We start from the raw sequence: 2,653 nt of genomic DNA on the forward strand, positions 1-2,653 counted from the left end.
TCCGGCGAGACTAGACCGCCGACCAATGGTAATTGAACCGATTATGGGGTGATAGATGAGCTATTTACAGGGTGGTGGCACCCTATCAGATCCGTTTGTGATCCACAATTTGGCAGCCTGGGAATATTTCGTTGCCAATCACGCCTCCCAAACAGCACCAGCGGCAACCATTTACTATGCCGTGCTGGCTGCAGACATTGATGCGTCAGGGTCAACAGTAAATTTCAACCGCTATTGGTCGGCAAATCTGGATGGAAATGGATTTGAGGTTAAAGGCTTTCGTAGCACCGCAAGCTCATTTTGGGGCGTAGAGGCTGCAGCAAGTAGTGAGGCGATTATCCGTCGCCTGAGAATAAAAAACCCAGTATACACGGCATCTAGCACAGCTAACGGGATCCTACGGCAAACCAGCGGAAATCAATGGAAACTGGAAGATGTAGAAGTTACCGGTGACATAGGTTCAAGCAGCTATGTCTTAACCAGTTTTATTCTGTGCGTGTCACCATCAGTTGGGCCTAACCTGACCAGAGTGTTTTGTAACCTGACCAGGATTAATTTCAGTAACCACCTAGCTACGGCCACTGGAACCAGAACGGATTGTTTTAATGCGGTAAACACGACTTTCAATGGTGCCACCAGTGTCTATGGCCTCAGTGATCCATACAATACGAGTCTTTACACTGCCTTGCCACACACCAGCTGGATAGTAGATGGCGGCAGTTACCCTCGGCTTGCAATCCAAGACACCACCGATGCGACCCAGGCCTATGCGGTAAAAGGCACCACCAAGGTGGGCGGGGTAGTCAAGGCCCGCTTGGTCAGCGTGCATAGCCCGATCGATATGCACCAGTTCGGCAAAACCACCAGCGCTGCCGATAATGGCAGCTACCTGCTTAACTGCGGTTGGTATACCGACCATGTGGCGGTGGTGCATCGGGACGACTACGGCAAGCTGTTTGTGGCTAGCAAGGTCTATGCACTGGGGGAGCGCATCCACCCGGCCACGCCGAACGGCTACGCCTACGAATGCACCAAAGCTGGAACAAGTTCTGCTACTGAACCAACGAGTTGGCCGACAATGGGAACGTTGACCAGTGGAGCGGCAATTTTCACCGCGCAGCCAGTTTATAAACCTGAAACGTTTATTGCTGTTCCAGTGTTAGTTAATTTGCTCACAGGGTTGCCGGTATGAGTGCTCCCTATCTGACGCCTGAATTAGCACTGAATTGTAATAGCGATGTCAGTGATGTTCCGTATGTGGCCATTCCATGGAATACCGCCAACAGCGATGTGCCGGACTGGATCGAGAAAGTCTTTATTGGTCGCATCCTCGGTACCGTGCGCATCGATGGCAACCCAGCCCAGCGGGATGTTGTGGTGGTGTCAGCCCAAACAGAAGGCGCTGCCGTTCTAGCCGCTGCTGCATCGTCAGCAAGTACCGGCGCATACGATATCAGTTGGAGCGCCTACACAGGCCCGGTGCTGGCCATGCTGCTGGATGACCTCGGGTCAGAGTGGGCGCCTGATACCCTCTACCAGCAGGGCTCCGTGATTTACCCACGGGCCTGGAATGGCTGGCAGTATGAGTGCGTCTCCGGCGGTACCGGCCCAACGAATGAGCCGACTTGGTGGGCAGGCGAGGGCGTGACCGCCATCATCGGCACCGCCACATTCAAAGCGCGGCAATATATCTCGGCCCAGGCGCATGGGTTGATTCAGCCAATTGTTGAGGAGCACTGATGGCGTATTCGGTACCTCCGGCCAGCGCCGTTGATTTCAGCGTCATTCGCCGCCCTGCACGGCCGCATTTGCTGCCCGGGTTAACCGGCGTGATGCTGATGGATGGGCCATTGATCCCACCAGGGGCACCTCGCCTGCGCCGCCGAGCAATGGCTGCGTGGGTACCTGCGGGCGAACTGGATGCGGTTGGCAGCCAGCATATGACCGGCATGGCCATCTGCGATGCGCGGCGTGGTGAGCGATTGCAACTGGCATCGCCGCAATACACGGATGGAACTATGGGATGGGGTGCGGCTCACTGTGCCGATCTACGGCAGGGCGAGCAACTGCAGTTTGCCACCGTCATCTCCCTGTCACCTGTATTGGTTGGCTGGTCGGCGGCCCGGCAGCTTGATGCCAGGCTTGCTGCGCAATGGTCGGCCGGAATTCCGCTCCCTGCGGCCACCGGCGCCCAGCACCTGCAGATTCTGTCTGCCCGTGATCGCCGAGGTGCGGATATCAGCTGGTCGGTGAACTTGCGTGGTCGGCCGTTCGACCCGCGCTATGACCTGACACCACCGCTGCACATGCTGCCGGTCATCGGGCAGTCCATATCGTTTGTCGATGGCTATGCAGCACCGGCGGCCAGCGCAGTCGATTTCAGCTTTAACCACGACATCACCCCACGCTCTATCTACCCGCGCAACAGCGCACCGCACACTGCCCTACTGGGCCAGTTGTCCGAGCGTGACGGCGTAGGCCGTGGCCGATGGGGCGCCGGAGCCTGGTATTCCCACGGCGGATACCCAAGCTGGGGCGATGACTCCGACGGTCAAATCGGCCAACTCGATCCACCCATTGACCCTGCAGAGGCGCCATATCACATCATGAACAGTATCCAGTGCTTTGCCCTGGTGGGTGATGAACGCATCGC

Annotated in this window: 3 protein-coding genes; all 3 read left to right on the forward strand. The window is 57.0% G+C overall.

What is annotated here, in order from left to right; genetic code table 11:
* Positions 1-55 precede the first annotated feature (55 nt).
* Positions 56-1,192, forward strand: a complete 1,137-nt coding sequence (locus tag ACYVG7_RS07270) for a hypothetical protein (RefSeq protein WP_460882523.1) — start codon at positions 56-58, stop codon at positions 1,190-1,192.
* Positions 1,189-1,740: a hypothetical protein gene (locus tag ACYVG7_RS07275; RefSeq protein WP_460882524.1), complete on the forward strand. Its 552-nt coding sequence runs from the start codon at positions 1,189-1,191 to the stop codon at positions 1,738-1,740. Before ACYVG7_RS07270 ends, ACYVG7_RS07275 begins: the two co-directional genes overlap by 4 nt.
* A partial coding sequence (locus ACYVG7_RS07280) for a hypothetical protein (RefSeq protein ID WP_460882525.1) occupies positions 1,740-2,653 on the forward strand: 914 nt, incomplete at its 3' end. The genes ACYVG7_RS07275 and ACYVG7_RS07280, both read left to right, overlap by 1 nt.

This window comes from Pseudaeromonas pectinilytica (assembly GCF_054780855.1).

Bases quoted from the DNA above. Each gene is read 5' to 3' on its own strand.
- ACYVG7_RS07270 (WP_460882523.1), top strand. From the start codon at position 56: ATGAGCTATTTACAGGGTGGTGGCACCCTATCAGATCCGTTTGTGATC.
- ACYVG7_RS07275 (WP_460882524.1), top strand. From the start codon at position 1,189: ATGAGTGCTCCCTATCTGACGCCTGAATTAGCACTGAATTGTAATAGC.